The organism is Corynebacterium sp. CCUG 71335 (assembly GCF_024454075.1).
Lineage (GTDB): Bacteria > Actinomycetota > Actinomycetes > Mycobacteriales > Mycobacteriaceae > Corynebacterium > Corynebacterium genitalium.
Map to the genome: position 1 here is coordinate 39,980 of NZ_JAGPYY010000006.1, position 18,933 is coordinate 58,912.

Consider the following 18,933-nt stretch of genomic DNA (forward strand, 5'->3'; position numbering starts at 1 on the left):
GATGGGGTGAGGGGTCATCCGAAAGTTGATGGGGGTGCACGTTTCTGCAGGCCGAATGTGTGAATCCAGTCACACGCGGGAACTAAGACGTTCGTGGCGCACGTTCGCTTAGCGGCGTTCCCGCGGTGGGGTGAGAGTGTTGCCGCGTTAGGGGAATCGCGGCTCAAGCTATGACCTGCACGGATGACCGTCGTAAAGCCCCGCGAAAGAGTTCCCGGACGGATGCGTGACTGCGACACGCGGAATGTGAGCAGAAATACGGGCAGGTCCGTGAACTGCTCACATGAAAAACTCGGGGGTAAACAAGGTGACTTTAGGGTTCAAAAGCGGGATACTAATACGCGTGACGACTGCAACAACGAACCCAGGTATGGCGACTTCGCCCGACCGTTTGCCGGTGCTGAACCGACCGAACATGGTCAGCGTCGGAACGATCGTGTTCCTCGCCCAAGAATTGATGTTCTTCGCCGGCTTGTTCGCGATGTACTTCACCTCGCGTGCAAACGGCATGAAAACTGGTGATTGGGCTGTTCAAACCGATCACCTCAACGTTCTCTTCGGAACGATCATCACCATTGTGCTGGTGACCTCCTCGGTCACCTCGCAGCTTGGTGTGTTCGCCGCAGAGAAGGGTGATGTCTTCGGGCTGCGCAAGTGGTTCACCGTGACCATTGCCCTGGGCGTGATCTTCCTGGGTCTGGTCGCCTACGAGTGGGCTGAGATGGTCATGCACGGTGTGACCCCGCAGTCCAGCGTCTACGGGTCGGTGTTCTACATCATCACCGGCTTCCACATGGCGCACGTGACCGCGGGCATCATTGCGTTCTGCATTGTCATGGCACGCGTGGCCAAGTCGAAGTTCACCCCGGCGCAGGCAACTGCGGCCATGGTGACCTCCTACTACTGGCACTTCGTCGACGTCATTTGGATCGGCGTGTTCGTTACTCTCTACCTCGTTCAGTAGCTGCCCACACGGGCACTCGCTCGCACGCAGCACGCTGATTGAAAATCTGATTTCGCTAAAGGGAACAACATGGATAACACCCCCAAGAAGGCGCGTAACCGCCGCAAGCTGCGCAGGTCCGCTGCCGGCGCGATGGCGTTGACGTTTGGTCTCACGGGTGCCGGCCTGCTTGCGTCCGCCCTGACTCCGGACGCACAGGTCGCCACCGCCCAGCGCGACGACCAGGCAATGATCCAAGAGGGCAAGGACCTCTACGACGTTGCTTGCATCACCTGCCACGGCGCTAACCTCCAGGGCGTCAAGGACCGCGGTCCGTCCCTGATCGGTACCGGTGAAGGTGCCGTGTACTTCCAGGTGCACTCCGGCCGCATGCCGATGATGTCGAATGACGCTCAGGCTGAGCGCAAGAAGCCGCGCTACACCGAGGCGCAGACCCTGGCCATCGCCGCGTATGTTGCAGCAAACGGTGGCGGCCCGGAGCTGGTCTACAACGAGGACGGCTCTGTCGCTATGGAGGAGCTGCGCGGTAAGAACTACGACGGACAGATTCAGGCTGACGACGTTGCACGCGGATCGGAGCTGTTCCGCCTCAACTGTGCGTCCTGCCACAACTTCACTGGCCGTGGTGGCGCGCTGTCCTCCGGTAAGTACGCGCCGGTCCTGGACCCTGCCAATGAGCAGGAGATTTACCAGGCAATGCTGACTGGTCCGCAGAACATGCCGAAGTTCTCTGACCGCCAGCTCACCGCGGACGAGAAGAAGGACATCATCGCCTTCATCAAGTCCGCCAAGGAAACCCCGAGCCCCTCGGGTTGGTCGCTTGGCGGTATCGGCCCCGTTGCTGAGGGCCTTGCAATGTGGATCATCGGTGTCACCCTGGTCGGCGCCGCTGCAATGTGGATTGGATCGCGCTCATGAGCAATGAAGTGAAGAAGGATTACACAGACAAAGAGCTCGATCGCATGAGCAATGCCGAGCTGGCTGCCCTGGGCACCGAGCTCGACGACGTGACGGTTGCGTACCGCAAGGAACGCTGGCCGATTGAGGATGACCCGGCAGAGAAGCGCGCTGCGCGCGGCATCATGGTCTGGCTGATCATCTCGATCGTCATGGGCCTGGCATTCCTGGGCGTTTACCTCTTCTGGCCGTGGGAGCCCCGCTTCCACGGTGACGAAGGCCTGTGGATGTACACCATGTACACCCCTTTGCTCGGCCTGACCTCTGGCCTGGCGCTTGCATCTCTGGGCTTCGCTGTCGTCCAGTACGTCAAGAAGTTCATCCCGGAAGAAATCGCGGTACAGCGTCGCCACGACGGCCGCTCCTCCGAGCTGGACCGCCGCACGACCACCGCGCTGCTTAACGATGCATGGCAGACTTCCACCCTTGGTCGCCGCAAGGTGATGCAGGGTCTCCTCGGTGGTGCTGGCCTGCTTGCTGGCCTGGCCATCATCGCCCCGCTCGGCGGCGTGATCAAGAACCCGTGGCGTCCCCGCCACGCCATGAACTACGAAGGCGACGGCACCTTGTGGACCCAGGGTTGGTCCATGGCGCGTGAAGGCAAGAAGCTTTACCTGGGCCGCGACACCGGTGCGATTGCCGAGCTGCACGACAGTGACGCCGGCAAGCACTACACCACGGCTGGTGTGTCCCGCCTGGTGCGCATGCGCCCCGAGGACTTGGACGCAGCTTCCATGGAGACGGTCTTCCCGCTCCTGGAGCAGGACGTTAACGACGGCGATGACTACAACCCGGACCTGGACGTGTACGAGAACCACATGCACTCCATCCACGGCCCGCGCAATGCGGTCATGCTGATCCGCCTGCGTTCCTCCGACGCTGCCGCAGTGGTGGAGCGCCAAGGTCAGGAAGACTTCCACTACGGCGATTACTACGCCTACTCCAAGATCTGTACGCACATCGGTTGCCCGACCTCCTTGTACGAGGCTCAGACCAACCGCATCCTGTGCCCGTGCCACCAGTCGCAGTTCGATGCACTGCAGCACGGCAAGCCGATCTTCGGTCCAGCTGCGCGCGCTCTGCCGCAGCTGCCGATTGAGATCGACGAAGATGGTTACCTCATCGCCCGCGGGGACTTCATTGAACCCGTCGGCCCGGCATTCTGGGAGCGTAAGTCCTAATGAGCACTAAACTCAGTCAAGCTGCTGACAATATTGATTCGCGCTACACGATCTCCGGTGTCCTGCGCCCGCAGCTGAACAAGGTCTTCCCGACGCACTGGTCCTTCATGCTCGGCGAGATGGCCTTGTACAGCTTCATCATCCTGTTGCTGACAGGTGTGTACCTGGCGCTCTTCTTCGACCCGTCGATCACGAAGGTGATCTACGACGGCGGGTACCTCCCGCTCAACGGCGTGGAGATGTCGCGTGCATACGCGACTGCCCTGGACATTTCCTTCGAGGTCCGCGGTGGTCTGTTCATCCGCCAGATGCACCACTGGGCTGCGCTCATGTTCATGATGGCGATGTTCGCCCACATGCTGCGCATCTTCTTCACCGGTGCATTCCGTCGCCCGCGTGAAGCCAACTGGATCATCGGTGTTGTCCTGATTCTGCTGGGCATGATCGAGGGCTTCCTCGGTTACTCTCTGCCGGATGACCTGCTTTCCGGTGTCGGTCTGCGCATTATGTCCGCGATCATCGTGGGCCTGCCGATCATCGGCACCTGGATCCACTGGGCAATCTTCGGCGGCGACTTCCCGTCCGACCTCATGCTGGACCGCTTCTACATCATGCACGTGCTGATCCTGCCGGGCATCATCCTCGCGCTGATTGCCGGACACCTGCTGATGGTCTGGTTCCAGAAGCACACCCAGTTCCCTGGCCCGGGCCGCACCGAGAACAACGTTGTGGGTATCCGCATTCTACCGGTCTTCGCAGTCAAGGCTGTCGGTTTCGGCCTGCTGGTCTTCGGTGTCCTCGCGCTGATGGCCGGTGTCACTACCATTAACGCGATTTGGAACCTCGGCCCCTACAACCCGTCGCAGGTGTCCGCTGGTTCTCAGCCTGACGTCTACATGCTGTGGACGGATGGTGCCGCCCGTGTCATGCCGGCGTGGGAGCTCTACTTGGGTAACTACACCATCCCGGGCGTGTTCTGGGTGGCACTGATGGCAGGCCTCATGGTGGTGCTGTTGCTGCTGTATCCCTTCCTAGAGAAGAAGATGCTTGGCGACGACGCGCACCACAACCTCTTGCAGCGTCCCCGCGACGTTCCTGTCCGCACCGGTATCGGTGTCATGGGCATCACCTTCTTCCTGCTGCTGACATTGTCCGGTGGTAACGACCTGTTTGCTTACCACTTCCAGATCTCGCTGAACGCGATGACCTGGGTTGGCCGTATAGGTTTGATCGTGCTGCCGCCGCTGGCGTACTTCATCACCTACCGCATTTGCGTCGGTCTCCAGCGCTCTGACCGTGAGGTCCTGGAGCACGGTATTGAGACCGGTGTGATCAAGAAGCTGCCGAATGGTGCCTTCGTCGAGGTTCACCAGCCGATTGGCCCGGTGGACGAGCACGGCCACCAGATCCCGCTCGAGTACGCGGGCGCTGTTGTTCCGAAGCAGATGAACCAGCTCGGTTACGCCGACTCGGAGACCTCCGGCACGTTCAGCCCGGATGATCCGGCGATCACTGCGCGCCGCAACGAGATCGCGCGCCAGAACCACCACGAAGAGGTGGAGACGCTGCGTGCGCTGGAGGCAGAGAAGAACTCTGTCGACCGCGACGCCGGTACTAAGAGCAAGCGTTAGAGCCATTAGCGCATAACGCCGAGGCCCCTCTGACTGCCCAAAAACGGGTGGGGGAGGGGCCTTTGGCTTGTAACAAAACCATAAAGACATCTACTGTGAGCAGGATCACATTAGAAAGTTTTGGCGTCAATCATCGCTTTCTGCCGGCCTTGGACGTAACGCCATTCCGCAGCAAACGTGCTGGTGACAGGCCCGCAGTAGGCCGTCACACGCTAAAGCAGGTTGGCATGGAGGGGCTCGAGGCGTCGGTTTTTCGGGGCGCCGGGGAAAATAACGAAAAAATAACGGGCGCGCCGTTGGACAATGCTTGTGTCCGTTTCGTAACCTAGCTGAGACCTTGTAGCCACGAAGGCGCAAGCGACATTTGAACCACATAGAGCCGAGTTCTAGGACCCCTATGGTCCGGAAGCCGGGGAACCATGACTTCCCTGGGGTGAACGGGGCGCAAGGAGCGCGCAAGCGCAGGAGCGTCCTAGAGGTGACTTCCCGCACCGAACCCGACAGCTAACCCGGTAGGCGCAACTGGAGATATGGAGTTTATAAGTGGCTAAGCACCGCCGCCAGGCAAACGGTACTAAGCGCACCGTTGCAACCGCGTCCGCCGTTCTCGCCGGCGCAACCCTGATCGCCCCGACTACCGCTGACGCTGCCGAGGTTCGCGTTCCTAACACGAACATCTCTGCGGAGATCCCGGGCATTGAGAACACCCCTGGCATCGCAAGCATCCCGGGCATCGAGCAGTGGATCCCGTCCCTGGCCGGTAAGGCCGACCGCGACGCTGACATCCGTTCTGCTATCGCGGCCGTGAAGGCTGTTCCGGGCGTTGCTAACGTTCCGGGCTTCAACGACTGGATCAACGGCGTCGAGAAGAAGTACGCTAGCGCCCCTGTCGCTAACCGCCAGCCGCAGGCTGCTGCCGCACCGGCTCCGGTGCGCCAGCCGTCCCAGGGTGAGCGCATCGTGTCCATCGCAAAGTCCAAGATCGGCTCCCCGTACGTCTACGGCGCTGCCGGCCCGAACGCGTTCGACTGCTCTGGCTTCACCTCCTGGGTTCACGCTCAGGCAGGCAAGCAGATTCCGCGTACCTCGCAGGCTCAGGCCAACGCTGGCCGTAAGGTCGCCATTTCTGACCTGCAGCCGGGTGACATCGTCGTCTACTACGGTGGCGCATCCCACGTTGCTATTTACGCCGGTAACGGCCAGATCATCGACGCGCTGAACTCCGGCACCCCGGTGGGCTACCGCCCGCTGAACATGATGCCGATTCACTCTGCAGTCCGCTTCTAGCGCAGCACCTGCCGCAGGAACTTCCGCGGCGTACCTAAAACCGGTCTGGAGCCTCGGGGCTCGGGCCGGTTTTGGCTCTTTATCGCACAATTGTCACAACAGTAACAGAGTGGAGCTTTTTGGCACTTTAGTCTGTCCAAAGTGTTTGACCGGTGCGGGCGGACGCTATAACTTTGTTACAGGTTTGTCATCTCTTCCTTCATGTTCTTTCAGAAAGAGGTCCTCGTGGGCAAGCACCGCGCTTCCTCCCGTCGCACGTCGCGTCCGATCGTTGCAGCTGGCGTACTTACAGCCGTCGCAACTGCGGGTTCTACCGTCCCGGCTTATGCCGAGGACGTTGAGACCATGATCAAGGAGATGGAAGATGTCTCCCACCAGGCCACCGAGAAGGCCGAAGAGGTCAAGGAGATCGAGGACCAGATCGTCAAAGGCGATAAGGAAGTCAAGACGCTGCAGAGGCAAGCTGATGATGCAAAGCGTGAAGCAGAACGCGCGGTAGGCGCTCGGTCGGGCGCGCAGCAGGAGGTCGACGGCCACGCGCGTACGCAGTACCGCAACGTCTCTAACGACGCTCGACTTAATGCCCTCGATGCAATGAATCCGCAGGAGGCTATTGACCGCGCTTCCTACCTCGGTTCTCTGAGCCGCTCCGCGCAGCGCACCCTGGATAACTCCACCCAGTTGAACAAGCAAGCAGCCCAGCGGGCCACCGACGCTAACATTGCCGTGGCTGTGGCCAACTACCGCAAGGCGGAGCTGGAGGGCAAGCGCGACAAGCTGGAGAAGGAGCGCAAAGACCTGGACGCCAAGGTCAAGGAAGTCGAGCGTCGCGTGGATGCGTTCACCCCGGAGCAGCGCGCCGCGTGGGAGGCGAAGAACGGACCGGTAGCTCTCAACGTCCCGGCATCCGCCCATGGTGACGGCGTGGTGGGTGCAGCCTTGTCCAAGATTGGTTCACCGTACGGCTGGGGCGCAGCTGGCCCGAACCAGTTCGATTGCTCCGGCTTGATGTACTGGTCCTACGCTCAGAACGGCAAGACCATCCCGCGCACCTCACAGGCGCAGCTGGCTGGCGGCACGCCGGTGCCTTTGTCTGAGCTGCAGCCGGGCGACATCATCGGTTACTACCCGGGAATTACTCACGTGGGCATGTACATCGGTGACGGCCAGGTTGTGCACGCCTCCGATTACGGTATTCCGGTCCAGGTCGTGCCGTTGAACTCGATGCCTGTTCAGGGCGCTGTCCGCTACTAAGCGCTAAGGCATCTGCGCCATTAAGGTTCTCCTGGTCACCAACGACTTCCCGCCTACTTTCGGCGGGATTCAGTCGTATTTGCGAGATTTCACCGACGCTGTCGCTGCTACATGCGGTGCGGAGTCCATCGTTGTTTTCGCATCGACGCAGGATCATGAGCAAGCATCGCTTTACGACGCTTCTTCTGCCACCCCTGTCTTTCGCTGGCCGAAGCTCGTCATGCTGCCTACCCCTCGAACCGCTGAACGCATGAGCCAGATCATTCGAGAACAGGGCATTGACACCGTGTGGTTCGGCGCCGCCGCCCCGTTGGGGTTGATGGCCGGGGTCGCGCGCAAGGCGGGTGCGAAGAGAATTGTCGCAAGCACCCACGGCCATGAAGTCGGGTGGTCGATGCTCCCAGGGCCGCGCCAGGCACTACGGCGGATTGGAAACTCCTCCGACGTGGTGACTTACGTGTCGGACTACACCCGCAGGAGGTTCTCACGCGCCTTCGGGAAGCACCCGGAGTATGTCGCGTTGCCGTCGGGCGTGGATACGGACTTCTTCCGCCCAGCTTCAGAGTCGCAGCGGCGCTCAGCACGGCAGCGTTACGGCTACGGGGCAGACCCGTTGGTGGTTGTTCCGTCTCGGCTCGTCGCGCGCAAAGGACAGGACATGTTGATTCGCGTTTGGCCAAGTATCCGGCAGGTCTTTCCGGATGCGAAGCTCGCGATCATCGGGCAGGGACCTTATGAAGACACGCTGCGCAAGCTGGCCGATAGAAACGCCGTCACAGACTCAGTGCGTTTCCATGGCCGCCTGGAGCGTGAGGACATGCGTGATCTTCTCGCTGCGGCCGACGTCATGGCAATGCCGGCCCGGACACGCGGCTGGGGGCTAGACGTCGAAGGCTTAGGCATCGTCTACCTGGAAGCCCAAGCGTGCGGTATCCCCGTTGTGGCGGGGGACTCTGGCGGAGCGCCGGAGACGGTGACACCGGAGAGCGGCATTGTCGTGGACGGGCATTCAGAGAAAGAGATCACCACGGCCGTGCTCACTTTGCTTGCGGACCCGGAAAGGCGTCGACGCATGGGGCGCGCAGGCCGCGAGCACGTAAGCCAGGCTTTCTCGTGGGAGATGCTGACGAGCAGGCTCGTCCGTGTGTTGGGTCTAGAATGATCTGTCATGGTCACAATCGGATTCGACATTGGCGGGACGAATACGCGCGCTGGTGTCGTCGATAAGCACGGCGACATCGTGGACGTGGAGGAAACTCATACTCCCCACGACGCGGACGGACTGACTCACGCCATCGTCGAACTGGTGGAAGTTTTGCGCCGCAGGCATTCCATCGGCGCTGTCGGTCTCGCCGTCGCCGGTTTCTTGGATCCGGACTGTGAAGTGGTCCGTTTCGCTCCGCACCTACCGTGGCAGGACAACGCGCCAGTGAAGCAGCTGCTGGAAGAAGAGCTGGAGTTGCCGGTATGCCTGGAGCATGATGCGAACGCCGCGGCGTGGGGCGAATACCGCTACGGTGCCGCCCAGGACGCAGACACGTGGGTGTTCTTTGCCGTGGGTACAGGCATTGGTGCAACACTCATGCATCACGGTGAGATCTACCGCGGTTCTTTTGGTACCGCACCCGAATTCGGTCACATCACCGTCGTCCAAGGTGGGCGTGCATGCTCCTGCGGGAAACAAGGGTGCTTGGAGCGCTATGCCTCTGGCACTGCGCTGGTGGACACCGCCGTTGAGATTGCTACGAAGGGTGGATTTGAACCCTGCACGCTGTACCGCAGGGCCGTCGATAAGCGCGCGACTGGCAACGATGTTGTCGCTGCCGCACGCAACGGCGATGCGCTGGCGCTAGCAACAATGGATGACTTTGCGTGCTGGCTCGGACAGGGTCTTTCCATCGTGAGCGACGTGCTCGACCCGGAGTTGATCGTGCTGGGCGGGGGAGTGAGCGCGGATGCTGACCTGTTCCTCGATGCTGCGCACGAAGCCATGCGTCGCAACATGGTCGGATCCGGCTTCCGCCCGATTCCACGTCTGCAAACTGCGGACCTTGGACCGCAGGCAGGTATGATTGGCGTTGCTGATTTGGCCCGCAAACTTCTTTAGGGGAAAACATGAACAACAAGTGGTACAAGTTTTTCAAGTACATCTTGATTGGTCCCTGGCTGCGGTTGTGGAACCGGCCTGAAACGCACGGCCTGGACAACATTCCGCCCGAAGGAACTCCCGCGCTAATGGTGTCCAACCACCAGGCCGTGATGGACTCCTTCTACTTTCCCCTGGTGTGCCCGCGCCAGCTGGTGCACCCCGCAAAGAAGGAGTACTTTACCGCTCCGGGATTGGTCGGGCGCATCCAGAAATTCTTCTTCACTTCCGTGGGACAGGTTCCCATCGACCGATCTGCGAAAGATGCCGGCGACAACTTGCTCAAAGTGACCAAGGAAGTCTTCGACAACGGCGACCTGTTCTGCATCTACCCGGAGGGCACTCGTTCCCCGGACGGCCGCATTTACAAGGGCAAGACTGGCATGGCGCGAATCGCGATGGAAACTGGTGTGCCTTGCATCCCAGTGGCCATGATTGACACCCGTGAGGCAAACCCGATTGGCACCTGGATTCCGCGTCCGGTCAAGGTGACCATCAAAGTCGGTGAGCCCATCGACCCGCACCAGTGGGCCCGCGACAACGGCTACGACCCGTCTGACTCCGCCGTGTGGCGCCCGTTCACGGACTTCTTCATGGAGCAACTCGAGGAACTGTCCGGCTACCCCTACTGCGACGCCTACGCGGCGGCCGTGAAGAAGTCGCTCGAAGCTGGCAACGGGTACCCGGAGGGCACCGAGCCGCCGTGGGGTTGGCTGCAGTAAAGCGTGCGGTACTTCTATGACACGGAGTTCATCGAAGATGGCTCCACCATCGAACTGATCTCCATCGGCATCGTGGCTGAGGACGGACGCGAGTATTACGCAGTGTCCACGGATTTCAACGGTTCACGCGCCAACCCTTGGGTGCGTGAGAACGTTCTAGAGAAACTCCCGAACCCGTCCAGTCCGGAATGGAAGCCTCTGGCGCGCATCCGTGAAGAAGTGCATGCCTTTCTCACCCCAAACGGCACGAGGCCTGAGCTGTGGGCGTGGGTGGGTGCCTATGATCATGTGGTTTTCGCGCAGATGTGGGGCGACATGACGAAGCTGCCTAAGGACTTGCCGCGGTTCACCCGCGAGCTCAAGCAGTACTGGGAGATGGCTGGCCGCCCGAAGATTCCTCCTGCTCCGAAAGATGCCCACGACGCGCTTGTGGACGCTCGACACAACCTGATCAAGTTCCGCGCCTGCAACGACGTTCTGCCATTGGACCGCCGTGGAAGAATTACCCGCCCTGAGTAGGAGAAACGTCTCGGGCGTGCTACAAGTTATAGGGTGAGTTGGACTGTAGACATCCCCAAAGAAGTACTGCCCGATCTACCGCCGTTGCCCGGCGATATCAATGAGGAATTCCAGAAGGTTCTGGGCCTCGAAGCGAAACAGCAGCCGACATGGGATGAGAACGCGGCCGTATACGTCCGCAAGATCCTCGAATCGGTCCCGCCGGTGGTGGTTGCACCCGAGATCCACAAGCTGAAGAGCCAGCTAGCAGACGTCGCTGAGGGCAATGCGTTCCTCCTGCAGGGCGGCGACTGCGCTGAGACATTCGAGTCCAACACTGAGCCGCACATCCGCGCCAACATCAAGACGCTGCTGCAGATGGCCGTCGTGCTCACCTACGGAGCGTCCACCCCGGTGGTGAAACTGGCCCGCATTGCTGGCCAGTACGCCAAGCCGCGTTCCTCGGACTTGGACGAGAACGGTCTGCCGAACTACCGCGGTGACATTGTCAACGGTGTGGAACCCACCGAAGAGTCCCGCAAGCACGACCCGGCACGCATGGTCCGCGCTTACGCCAACTCCTCTGCCGCCATGAACTTGGTGCGCGCTCTGACTACCTCCGGTACCGCTGACCTGTACCGCGTTGAGGCATGGAACCGTGAGTTCGTGGCTAACTCCGCTGCCGGCGCCCGTTACGAGGCCCTGTCACGCGAGATCACCCGCTCCCTGCACTTCATGGATGCCTGCGGCGTGAATGACCGTGAGCTGCGCACCTCCGAGATCTACGCTTCCCACGAGGCGTTGCTGGTGGATTACGAGCGTGCCATGCTGCGCCTCGCCGAAGACGAGAACGGCGAGACCAAGCTCTACGATCTGTCTGCTCACCAGCTCTGGATCGGCGAGCGCACCCGCGGCCTCGACGACTTCCACGTGAACTTCGCGGCGCTGATCAACAACCCGATCGGCCTGAAACTCGGCCCGTCCACCACCCCGGAGGAAGCCGTCGCTTACGCCGCGAAGCTGGACCCGAACCGCGAACCCGGCCGCCTCACCTTTGTCGCCCGCATGGGCCACGACAAGGTGCGTGATGTCCTTCCGGGCATTGTGGATGCTGTTGAGCGCGAGGGACACAAGGTCATTTGGCAGTCCGACCCGATGCACGGCAACACCTTCACCGCGTCCAATGGATACAAGACCCGCCACTTCGACAAGATCATCGACGAAGTGCAGGGCTTCTTCGAGGTCCACCGCCACCTGGGCACCCACCCGGGCGGCATTCACATCGAGCTGACCGGCGAGCATGTCACGGAGTGCCTCGGCGGTGCCCAGGACATCACCGACATCGACCTGCCGGGCCGTTATGAGTCCGCGTGCGACCCGCGCCTGAACACCGAGCAGGCTCTGGAGCTCGCGTTTCTCGTCGCGGAGATGCTCCGCAACTAAGTTGCGCTTAGTAGTACTCCGGCATCCGGATGATCTCGGGGATCTCCCCGTACCATCCGGAGCCGTACCACCAGCCACCGACGGCGACAGCCGCGGTGGCTGTAATCATGAGTAGCACCATGACGGCTGTTGCCGCTGCGGAGCGGTTCGTCTCCGGTTCGGGGATGCGCGGAGCTTCAGGTTCGCGCACCGGTGCCTGTGCTGGAACGGGCGGGTGCGCAGGTGCATGCGCTGGCACTGGCGCAGGGGCTTGCGGCCGATACGGCTGCTGGTGGTCCTGGTGATACAGCGCAGGCGATGGTTCGCGTACTGGTTCTTGCAGGTGCTCGCGCTCTGGTTCGTATACCGGCTGGTGGTCAAAGCGCGTTTCGGGCGCAAGCTCGGGTTCCTCTGCCCCGTCCTGTTCGATCTGCGTCACCCCGGTCGGAATGGCGGCCACACGGTGGGCGGCCGACTGGGTCGGTGCCGGAACGGTGAAGTCGGGCAAGTCCAAGTCGGCGGAAACGTCTTCGAGGGCGTCGAGGAATTCGTCTGCGTCAGCGAAGCGGTCGCGGGGGTGGCGGGCAGTGGCGGTGGCCACGAGCTCGTCGAAAAGCATGGGCACCCCCGCGATGCGTGAGGATGGCGGCGGCACATCCCTGTGCAACCGCGCCATCGCGTGCGCCAGTGAGGTGTCGCCGGAAAACGGCTGGGTACCGGTGAGCAGTTCAAAGAGCACGATGCCGGCGGAGTAGACGTCCGAAGCTTGGGTGAGCTCGGAACCGTCGACTTGCTCCGGGGAGAGATAGGCGACGGTGCCCACGATCTGGTCGGTGGAACGCTGGGATTCGCTGGCTGCGCGAACCAAGCCGAAGTCTGCGAGCTTCACCGAATTGTCGCCGTTAATGAGGATGTTGTCCGGTTTGATGTCGCGATGGACCAACCCGCGGCGGTGCGCCACAGACAGCCCGGTGAGCATCGAACGCATGACTTCAGCAGCGGCATGCGGGGGCATGGGACCTCGCTCGGCCAAAAGCTCGCGCAGCGTGCCGCCGGTGATGAGCTCCATGATGAGGAAGACATCCTCGCCGTGGGACGAGAAGTCGTAGACGTTGACTAAGTTCGGGTGGCTCATCTGCGCCATGGCGCGAGCTTCGCGTTGGAAGCGGTCGAGAAACAGCGGATCGTCGACATAGCGCGGGTGCATGACCTTGGCGGCGACTTCGCGGTCGAGACGAGTATCCAGGCAGCGGTAGACCGTGGACATGCCACCGCGGGCAATGGGGCGGTCCACGGCGTAACGTCCTTCCAATACGTCGCCAGCTGCAAGGTCACTCATGGCATATAAGTATGGCCGACGAGGCTGGGGAAGTGCTAGCAGCGCGCGTACAGTGAAGAGCGTGAGCGATATCGAATATGACCTTGACACCCTTCTTGAGGGCGAAACGCTGCTGTCTTTCCCTGAGGTGGCGGACCGTCTCGGTGTCCCAGTGACCAAGGTCCACGATTACGTTGGTGCGGGAAAACTCGTTGCGCACAAGGCTGACGGTGTGAAGTACATTCCAGAGGCGCTTCTGAGCGGTGATGAGCTATCCAAGTTCGTTGGTGGCGCGATCACGGTGCTTCTCGACGGCGGATACCGCCCCGACGAAATCCTCGCCTACCTCTTCACTGACGACGACAGTCTGCCTGGCCGCCCCATCGATGCGTTGCATGGGCATGGTGCCCGCGAAGTAATCAGGCGCGCGCAGGCAATGGCGTTTTAACGCTCCGGGCTGCAAGCCAGCCGAGAAGGAAGACCGCCAGCATCCACCAGCCGACGTAAAAGCGGTGGTTTCCGCTGCCCATGAACGACAGCGCGACAATGACTGACGCAGCGACGGTCACCTTCACCAGCCAGCGCGGCGGTGCGAACGTTCCCGCAACGCTGATCGACGATGCGTAGTACCACGGCAGCGTCACCGCGTTGAACACGAACGCCACTAGGTACGCCAGTGCTACGCCCTTGACGGCGCGGCGCTGCGACTGGCGGTAGAGGACCCACACCACGACGAGACCAACCAGCATGAGCACAGACCCGATGGTGCGGGTGAAGTCGAGGACAGTGTTGTAAGGGAATTCCTCATCCACCAGCCACACGAGCGGAGTGACCAAGTCTGTGATGAGTGTGGCGCCGGAGAGGGGATTGACCACCTTCGAGTTGCCCGAGATCTCCGCTAGCCAACCCCACGATGTGCCGGATGCCCAGGTAACTGCGGCGACGACGGCGATGGACAGCGCGACGACGCTTACTCCCGTGGCCAGGAAGACGGTGACTCGGCGGCCGTAACGCTGCATCGCGATCCACACGACAAACGGCAGTGCAATGGCCGCCGTCGCCTTGAGCGACACCGCCACGGAGATGAGCACGATCCCCACAAAGAAGCGGCTATGCAGGCAGGCGAGCAAGCCGATGCTGACCAGGCCGACCATCACAGACTCGTTATGCATGCCGCCGACCATGTGGATGATCATCACTGGGTTGGCCACGCCGAGCCACAGCGCCAATGCAGGATCGCCACCCAGCTCACGCGCGATGCGCGGGACTGCCCACGCGATAGCGGCGAAACCGGCGAAGGAGATGAATTTGTAGACAATGATGCCGGCCATGACGTTGTCGCCGACAGCAGTGGTCACTCCTTCGCCGATCCACAAGTGCAGCGGGCCATAAGGGGTGGTCGTATTCCGCCAGTCGTGCGAGACCTCCAGCAAGTACGGCCCTGGGTTGACGGCCGCGCCCTCGTCGTAAGGGTTGAAGCCGTCGCGCACCATGGCGCCCTGCATGAGGTAGGAGTACACGTCGCGCGACATCAGCGGTGCCGCGAGCAGCAGGGGAGCGGTCCACCCCCATACCGCAGCGCGGACCTGTTCCACGTGAGCTCCCTGCAGCATGACCCACGCGAAAACGAGGAGAAAAAGCCCGGCAGTGAGAGCGACGTCGGCAAGCCCGCGCGCGTGGCCGTAGGACAGGAAGGCCCATCCGAAGTAGTCGAGCATTCCGCCGCGGTTGCGGGTGGCGCCCGCGCCGAAAGAACCGAGCGCGATAAGCGTGGTACCGGCAACGCCGAGCGGAACTACGACACGGGGAGACATGGTGCGGAGCTTACATGCGCCGCGCGGTGGCATTGACCGCCAGGGTCTCGAGTGTCTCCACCGCCTCGGGCGACAACGCGGCACCACGGACATGTGCAAGGCCGGATTCGGTCAACTCGTCGATACGCTTTTCGACGTCTTCTACCGCCCCCGTCTCACGAATGATCCCCGAGAGTTCGGCGATCTCGTCGGGGGTCAGGGCCGTACCAATGCCGTCCCGGAGGCGCTGCGCTGCCGCCGGGTCACGCTCATCGGCTGCCTGGAGCGCACGGGAATACAGCACAGTGCGCTTGCCTTCCCGCAGGTCGTCTCCGGCGGGTTTTCCAGTGACCTCAGGATCGCCGAAGACGCCGAGAATGTCGTCGCGAAGCTGGAAAGCGATCCCGATGTCGTGGCCGTAACGCCGCAGAGCAGCAATCGTGTCATCGTCCGCACCCGCGATTGCTGCGCCCAAGTGGAGGGGGCGCTCGATGGTGTATGCGGCAGTTTTGAAACGATTGACTGCATTTGCAAGCTCTTCGCTTTCGCAGCCGGCGGCTTCGAGCGAAATATCCAGAATCTGGCCGCCGATGACCTCCGTGCGCATGCCTCGCCAGGGCTCGGAAGCGCGGAGAAGAGCCGCATGGCTCAGGCCGGAGTGGTGCCACATGTCGTCTGCCCACACGAGCGCCAAATCACCGACCAAAATGGCGAGGCTTTCCCCGAACTTGTCGGAATCTCCGAGCCAGTTGTGTTCGCGGTGACTGTGCGCAGCGGCGACGTGCACGGTCGGGTTTCCGCGCCGGGTCGCAGATGCATCGATAATGTCATCATGGATGAGTGCGCATGCCTGAATGAATTCCAAGGAACTCACCGCGCAGAGCACAGCTGCCGGATCCTCCTCCGTATTCTCCAGCCCGTTCGCACCGACAAACCCGACCCATCCGAATGTGGGGCGAATGCGCTTACCACCCCCGAGAACGAAGGTGCGAAGGTGCTCTACCGCCTCCGATACCGGCGGACCGATGACGTCCACTGAAGGGCCGTGCTCGGTGAAGAACTTTTCCAGTTCCCGTTGCACAGCCGCGGGGATCTGTGCAGTAGTCGGGACATCGGCCTTATCGGGATGGGTCACCATAGCGGCCACTCTACAGACTGGGAGCCCAGCGGTAGCGTGCGTCCGAGCACCGCAAAGGGACGGGAATCTCCCGCGTAGAGGAAGTTGCGTAGGACATCTTTGAATCCGAGTGAGCGGTAGAGACCGAAAGCGGCATTTGCTTCCGCCGGGACTTCAGGCGTTGACAGCAGGACGTACTTGCGACCTATATCTACTAGCAGCTCGTGAATCAGGGCGTGTCCAACGCCCTGTCCCTGTAGGTCAGGCGCAACGTGGATCTCCGCTAGCTCGAAGTAATGCGATGTCAACTCGCGCCGTATGTGGTCGGGGATGCTCTGTTGCTGCAAACCCAGACGAAGTTGCTGGTCCCACCATCTGTCGGGCGTGCCGTTGAAACCGTAGGCGACACCGGCGAGCGCTCCGGTCTCTGTGAATGCCGCCACGGCAGTGAAACCCGGATGTGAGGTCTCACGGCGCCATACCCCGATTCGCTGTTCGCGGAGGGTGCGCGGGTACTTCATGGCAGTGATATAGAGATCAACCAGGTCCGGAGCCATGCGGGCAAAGTCAAAACCGGACAACCTGCGGATAGTGAAGGTCACGTCTTAATCGAATCACGTCGGGGTTAGTGCGGGGCCATTTTTGGGGTTCGAATGTGCGTTCGATTGGGTAGCCCGGTTTGTCGGGTGGGGGTCCTAGGTTGTTACTCAACAAAACGAACTGCCGACAGGCGAGACGGCCAGCCAAAGGAGGCCCCTCATGAACAGCGTTATCTCTGCAACCACTGGCACGGTGTACGGAACGGTTCCAGCTGCCTCCCGGAGTGAGAATTTTCTCGGCACCGCTCGAGCTCTGCTGGATGAGTCGTATGCGCACCTTGGCGCCGGCCGGTCCGATCTTGCGCTGGAGAGCGCCTACCGCGCAGCACTGCGAACGGCAGGCGCAGTCGTGGCGGATTCGGCGGTGATTGCTAAAAGGAAGAGGTTGCCAACCAGTGCGTGGGCAAAGCTCAAGCTGACCGGTGTCCGCGGCGGCTATTGGGCGGAAGTGTTCGAGGGCTACTCGCGATTGCGCGGGCGGGTCGCCTCGGGCATCGAGCTAAAGCCTGATGGTGCACTAGTCGCGGAGCTGGTTGACCGGGCCGCCGCGTTCTATGCGGAGGTAGCGGGGGAGGGGCCGGGTATGGCGGCGGCGTAGCATGTCCAGGCGTGTGCAGGCGCTATGATGATGTGAGCGTCCAGGGAACAATGCCGTGTAGTTGAGCGTTGTACTCACATAGTGGACACCGACCAAACATGGCTGGGAGGAAAAGTGGCTCTTTCAGAGCAAGAACAGAAGTTACTCCGTGAGATTGAGGAGTCGCTTCTCGCTGACGACCCTAAATTTGGGTCGACGGTGGCTTCCTCGGCGGGGTACGGGGCTGAGCAGCCGGCCGGCAAGCTGACGATTCGCTCTTTCGCCATCATCGTTTTGGGTCTGCTGCTGCTCATCGGTGGTGTTGCTTTGGCTACGCAGAGCATCTGGTTTGTCATCATCAGCATCGTTGGCTTCGTCGTGATGTTCGCCGGTGGCATGTGGGCGTTGCAGACGCCGAACGAGTCCGCTTCGCCGGCGCAAGAAACGCGCCAAGGTAGTCAGGCGCAGCGCAATGGCATGAGCTCGCGCATGGAAGAAAACTTCCGCCGCCGTTTCGAAGATAGATGACGCTTAACCGCTGACCCCTCGCGCCGCTATCAACGGCGGTACTCAACCCTCCAGGAATTGATGTTCTTGGAGGGTTTTCTTGTATGCGCGATGTCTGCCACTTTGCCCCACCTCGTCCACCCACTTTGCCCCACACGGGCTCATTGGCTCTTGCGAACTGGGATATTGCCGATATTCCAGGTGGTGCCATTGTGATTAAAGAGATGTATTTAGGTTAAAGTCATTCATGTTTCGTGCATTTTGACCGTTTTTGGGGCTGGGTGCGGGAGATTCTGCCACTGTATTCAAGCGGTGTGACCTGCAGTGAAGTAACTTTATTAAGAAAACACGCCGCGGAAACTAGCGTTTGTGGGACGAAGTGGGTTAAAGTGGGGCCAGCGAAACGCGATGTGTCGTGTGGAGCTGCATAAAAGTTCACAACCGGAGTCGTTGAGTGAAGGAAGGTAGGGCGCCGGATGTTTCTGGGCACCTATACTCCCAAGCTGGACGACAAGGGACGCCTGACACTGCCAGCGAAATTCCGTGAGGGACTCGCTGACGGTCTGATGGTGACCAAGGGGCAAGACCACTCTCTGGCGGTCTATCCCCGCGAGGAGTTCGCGGCCCGCGCTCGTAAGGCGGCAGCGGTCTCCCGTACGAATCCGAAGGCGCGTGCTTTCATCCGTAACTTGGCAGCAAGTGCGGACGAGCAAGCGCTCGATGGTTCGGGTCGCATCACTCTGTCGCCGGCGCACCGCGATTACGCGAACCTCTCAAAGGAATGCGTGGTCATCGGGTCAGTGGATTTCTTGGAGATCTGGGACGCGGAGTCCTGGGAGAAATACCAAGAAAATACCGAGGCTGCCTTCTCGGCGGCTGATGAGGACGACATTCTCTCGGGTCTGCTCTAACAGGGCAGGCGAGTGGAGAGCGTGTACGAACTCTGCTCGGGGCGCGAGT

At 61.2% G+C, this 18,933-nt stretch carries 19 protein-coding genes and 1 riboswitch; of the genes, 15 read left to right on the forward strand and 4 right to left on the reverse strand.

The features are described 5' to 3' along the window. Positions 1-343 precede the first annotated feature (343 nt). The 11 genes from KBX19_RS05965 (at position 344) to KBX19_RS06015 (ending at position 12,083) form a co-directional block, all read left to right on the forward strand. Positions 344-964 carry a heme-copper oxidase subunit III gene (locus KBX19_RS05965; protein ID WP_198002190.1) on the forward strand — a complete coding sequence of 207 codons (621 nt, stop codon included), beginning with the start codon at positions 344-346 and terminating at the stop codon, positions 962-964. A gap of 69 nt (positions 965-1,033) precedes the next feature. Further along, positions 1,034-1,882, forward strand: coding sequence for a c-type cytochrome (locus tag KBX19_RS05970; protein ID WP_255994785.1), 849 nt, complete (start codon positions 1,034-1,036; stop codon positions 1,880-1,882). Further along, positions 1,879-3,102, forward strand: a complete 1,224-nt coding sequence (locus tag KBX19_RS05975) for a ubiquinol-cytochrome c reductase iron-sulfur subunit (protein WP_005289512.1) — start codon at positions 1,879-1,881, stop codon at positions 3,100-3,102. The genes KBX19_RS05970 and KBX19_RS05975 overlap by 4 nt, the downstream gene beginning before the upstream one ends. Then, positions 3,102-4,733, forward strand: coding sequence for a cytochrome bc complex cytochrome b subunit (locus KBX19_RS05980; RefSeq protein ID WP_005289514.1), 1,632 nt, complete (start codon positions 3,102-3,104; stop codon positions 4,731-4,733). The genes KBX19_RS05975 and KBX19_RS05980 overlap by 1 nt, the downstream gene beginning before the upstream one ends. A 367-nt stretch (positions 4,734-5,100) precedes the next feature. After that, positions 5,101-5,267: riboswitch (cyclic di-AMP (ydaO/yuaA leader) on the forward strand. A gap of 9 nt (positions 5,268-5,276) precedes the next feature. Next, on the forward strand, positions 5,277-6,020 hold the full coding sequence (locus KBX19_RS05985) for a C40 family peptidase (RefSeq protein ID WP_005289516.1): 744 nt from the start codon (positions 5,277-5,279) through the stop codon (positions 6,018-6,020). A 201-nt stretch (positions 6,021-6,221) separates the two neighbouring features. Then, a complete protein-coding gene (locus KBX19_RS05990; protein ID WP_255994787.1) occupies positions 6,222-7,274 on the forward strand; it encodes a C40 family peptidase in 1,053 nt (350 codons plus the stop codon). 19 nt (positions 7,275-7,293) lie between these two features. Then, positions 7,294-8,436 (forward strand): glycosyltransferase family 4 protein, encoded by a 1,143-nt coding sequence (locus tag KBX19_RS05995; protein WP_255997953.1) that lies wholly within the window; start codon positions 7,294-7,296, stop codon positions 8,434-8,436. A 6-nt stretch (positions 8,437-8,442) separates the two neighbouring features. Continuing rightward, on the forward strand, positions 8,443-9,381 hold the full coding sequence (locus KBX19_RS06000) for an ROK family protein (RefSeq protein ID WP_005289522.1): 939 nt from the start codon (positions 8,443-8,445) through the stop codon (positions 9,379-9,381). A gap of 8 nt (positions 9,382-9,389) precedes the next feature. Then, entirely contained in the window at positions 9,390-10,142 is a 753-nt protein-coding gene (locus tag KBX19_RS06005; RefSeq protein WP_005289525.1) for a 1-acyl-sn-glycerol-3-phosphate acyltransferase, read from the forward strand. A gap of 3 nt (positions 10,143-10,145) precedes the next feature. Then, on the forward strand, positions 10,146-10,661 hold the full coding sequence (locus tag KBX19_RS06010; RefSeq protein ID WP_005289528.1) for a polyadenylate-specific 3'-exoribonuclease AS: 516 nt from the start codon (positions 10,146-10,148) through the stop codon (positions 10,659-10,661). 33 nt (positions 10,662-10,694) lie between these two features. Continuing rightward, positions 10,695-12,083, forward strand: a complete 1,389-nt coding sequence (locus KBX19_RS06015) for a class II 3-deoxy-7-phosphoheptulonate synthase (RefSeq protein ID WP_005289530.1) — start codon at positions 10,695-10,697, stop codon at positions 12,081-12,083. Between the two features lie 7 nt (positions 12,084-12,090). Here KBX19_RS06015 and KBX19_RS06020 read toward each other — a convergent pair whose 3' ends face one another. Next, on the reverse strand, positions 12,091-13,401 hold the full coding sequence (locus tag KBX19_RS06020; RefSeq protein ID WP_005289532.1) for a protein kinase: 1,311 nt from the start codon (positions 13,399-13,401) through the stop codon (positions 12,091-12,093). A 52-nt stretch (positions 13,402-13,453) separates the two neighbouring features. On the opposite strand from KBX19_RS06020, the gene KBX19_RS06025 reads away from it, so the two are divergent. Beyond that, positions 13,454-13,828 carry an Rv2175c family DNA-binding protein gene (locus tag KBX19_RS06025; protein ID WP_005289534.1) on the forward strand — a complete coding sequence of 125 codons (375 nt, stop codon included), beginning with the start codon at positions 13,454-13,456 and terminating at the stop codon, positions 13,826-13,828. On the opposite strand, the gene KBX19_RS06030 is transcribed toward KBX19_RS06025, so the two are convergent. The 3 genes from KBX19_RS06030 to KBX19_RS06040 are packed head-to-tail and all read right to left on the reverse strand — an operon-like array spanning position 13,800 to position 16,892. Next, positions 13,800-15,194: an alpha-(1->6)-mannopyranosyltransferase A gene (locus tag KBX19_RS06030; protein WP_005289537.1), complete on the reverse strand. Its 1,395-nt coding sequence runs from the start codon at positions 15,192-15,194 to the stop codon at positions 13,800-13,802. The two genes, KBX19_RS06025 and KBX19_RS06030, sit on opposite strands and share 29 nt — an antisense overlap. 10 nt (positions 15,195-15,204) lie before the next feature. After that, the gene (locus KBX19_RS06035) at positions 15,205-16,311 is read right to left on the reverse strand and encodes a polyprenyl synthetase family protein (protein ID WP_005289540.1); all 1,107 of its coding nucleotides are present in this window, start codon (positions 16,309-16,311) and stop codon (positions 15,205-15,207) included. Continuing rightward, on the reverse strand, positions 16,305-16,892 hold the full coding sequence (locus KBX19_RS06040) for an N-acetyltransferase (RefSeq protein WP_005289542.1): 588 nt from the start codon (positions 16,890-16,892) through the stop codon (positions 16,305-16,307). The genes KBX19_RS06035 and KBX19_RS06040 overlap by 7 nt, the downstream gene beginning before the upstream one ends. 157 nt (positions 16,893-17,049) lie before the next feature. Between KBX19_RS06040 and KBX19_RS06045 the strand changes: the two genes are divergently transcribed. The 3 genes from KBX19_RS06045 to mraZ all read left to right on the forward strand — a co-directional run bounded on the left by KBX19_RS06045 (position 17,050) and on the right by mraZ (position 18,884). Next, entirely contained in the window at positions 17,050-17,487 is a 438-nt protein-coding gene (locus KBX19_RS06045; RefSeq protein ID WP_005289544.1) for an SAV_6107 family HEPN domain-containing protein, read from the forward strand. 114 nt (positions 17,488-17,601) lie between these two features. Further along, complete coding sequence (locus KBX19_RS06050; RefSeq protein ID WP_040423594.1) at positions 17,602-17,994, forward strand: DUF3040 domain-containing protein; 393 nt, start codon at positions 17,602-17,604, stop codon at positions 17,992-17,994. Between the two features lie 455 nt (positions 17,995-18,449). Further along, positions 18,450-18,884 carry a division/cell wall cluster transcriptional repressor MraZ gene (gene mraZ, locus KBX19_RS06055; protein WP_005289548.1) on the forward strand — a complete coding sequence of 145 codons (435 nt, stop codon included), beginning with the start codon at positions 18,450-18,452 and terminating at the stop codon, positions 18,882-18,884. Positions 18,885-18,933 lie beyond the last annotated feature (49 nt).

Bases quoted from the DNA above. Each gene is read 5' to 3' on its own strand.
- KBX19_RS05970 (WP_255994785.1), top strand. From the start codon at position 1,034: ATGGATAACACCCCCAAGAAGGCGCGTAACCGCCGCAAGCTGCGCAGG.
- KBX19_RS05975 (WP_005289512.1), top strand. From the start codon at position 1,879: ATGAGCAATGAAGTGAAGAAGGATTACACAGACAAAGAGCTCGATCGC.
- KBX19_RS05980 (WP_005289514.1), top strand. From the start codon at position 3,102: ATGAGCACTAAACTCAGTCAAGCTGCTGACAATATTGATTCGCGCTAC.
- KBX19_RS05990 (WP_255994787.1), top strand. From the start codon at position 6,222: ATGTTCTTTCAGAAAGAGGTCCTCGTGGGCAAGCACCGCGCTTCCTCC.
- KBX19_RS06000 (WP_005289522.1), top strand. From the start codon at position 8,443: ATGGTCACAATCGGATTCGACATTGGCGGGACGAATACGCGCGCTGGT.
- KBX19_RS06005 (WP_005289525.1), top strand. From the start codon at position 9,390: ATGAACAACAAGTGGTACAAGTTTTTCAAGTACATCTTGATTGGTCCC.
- KBX19_RS06020 (WP_005289532.1), bottom strand. From the start codon at position 13,401: ATGAGTGACCTTGCAGCTGGCGACGTATTGGAAGGACGTTACGCCGTG.
- KBX19_RS06030 (WP_005289537.1), bottom strand. From the start codon at position 15,194: ATGTCTCCCCGTGTCGTAGTTCCGCTCGGCGTTGCCGGTACCACGCTT.
- KBX19_RS06035 (WP_005289540.1), bottom strand. From the start codon at position 16,311: ATGGTGACCCATCCCGATAAGGCCGATGTCCCGACTACTGCACAGATC.
- KBX19_RS06045 (WP_005289544.1), top strand. From the start codon at position 17,050: ATGAACAGCGTTATCTCTGCAACCACTGGCACGGTGTACGGAACGGTT.
- mraZ (WP_005289548.1), top strand. From the start codon at position 18,450: ATGTTTCTGGGCACCTATACTCCCAAGCTGGACGACAAGGGACGCCTG.